The 1,405-nt window shown below is 45.5% G+C and carries 1 protein-coding gene; it reads left to right on the plus strand.

Translation table 11 applies throughout. From position 1 onward, the window contains the following. Positions 1 to 112: 112 nt before the first annotated feature. Positions 113 to 1,405: methyl-accepting chemotaxis protein (locus R7P72_RS24400; protein ID WP_318110881.1), on the plus strand; the 1,293-nt coding region annotated here is incomplete at its 3' end.

Raw genomic sequence — 1,405 nt, forward strand, 5'->3', positions numbered from 1 at the left:
GTACTAAAAATGAGACACCTCAGACAGATTTAAGGAATAAATTTGTTGTGGAAATGTTACAAAACTATAGTGGTCGGATGTCTAATAAGAAATCAATCAAGGAAGATTGAACATGAATCCAGCCACGCTGTGGCGCAGTGTATTTATGCCGCGCCAACCTCAATGGACGAGAACGCAACAACGTCAAGCTGACATCCTCTCTTTATTTACCTTCATCGCTTTTCTGGTCGGAATTTATAGCTTAATTAAGTGGTTCAAGCATGGACACGAAAGCTTGATCTTAACTTCTATCATTCTGATTACTCTTGAGCTTCTTTCCGCTTCTAGTCTCAAATGGTTTAAGCAACCTGCGTTATCACTTAACCTTGGTTTTGTCGGGATGTCGGTGCATGCACTCAATATCATTTATCAAAGTGGTGGTGTGGTTGATTCAACTCAAACTTATTGGGTGCCTTTGTTGGTTGTCGCTTTCTTCTTATCTGGCACTCGTCTTATCGCTATTGCTTGGAGTGGCGTGGTGATTGCCATTTCCGCCTTAATGACACATCAGCATGTTTCGGGTTTTGAGTTTCCTCAACTGGTATTATCGGAAGCTTCTCAGCGATTAGAAATTTGGTCTGGTACCGTATTGCCGCTGGTGGTGATTTGTATCGCTCAGGCATTTACTGCTAAGCAACGTGATGATGCGATTGAAAATGCCGAAGCAGCAAAAGTCGAGAGTGAGCAAGTCGCCAAAAAAGCAACAGAAGGCGAACTGCATCTGGCTGAAGTATTGGAGCAAGCTAATTTAAATTCGATAGAGCTGAAATCTGTTTCGCAAGCGCTTGATGAGCAATCGTCGCAGTTGGATGAGCAAGTCAATGCACTCAACGTGAATAGTGAATCTCAAGCAAGTGCGGCAGAGCAAATGAGCCAACAAGTACATCACATGGCCACAGGGATTGAAGAGTCGAGCAAGTTTGTGGAAGAGCTGCGCGAGAAGAGTGAAGACGTTCATCAACAAGCAGAGAAAAGCTCTGAACTGCTAGAAGATTCTACTCAAGCCATCAGCCAGATCATTACTAGCCATGAAGAAATCATGAAAGTGGCAGACTTGATTACCTCTGTCGCAGAGCAAACCAACTTGCTGGCTTTAAATGCGGCAATCGAAGCGGCGCGAGCAGGAGAGCAGGGCAGAGGTTTTGCTGTGGTTGCCGATGAAGTACGCGCTCTGGCTGAACGCACAACAAAGGCAACACAAGAGGTCGGTGAGATCATTCAAGCGATTCAAGTGGGCACTCAAGAGGCCGTGACTTACACGGAAGATGGCTGTCGTTTGGTTGAGATTGGTGTGAGTCAAAGCTCGGGTGCGGTGAACTCATTGGAAGAAATCGTTTCTGGTGCGGCGCATGTTCAAAGCATGGTG

It is taken from the genome of Vibrio sp. Vb0888 (assembly GCF_033338835.1).
Lineage (GTDB): Bacteria > Pseudomonadota > Gammaproteobacteria > Enterobacterales > Vibrionaceae > Vibrio > Vibrio alginolyticus.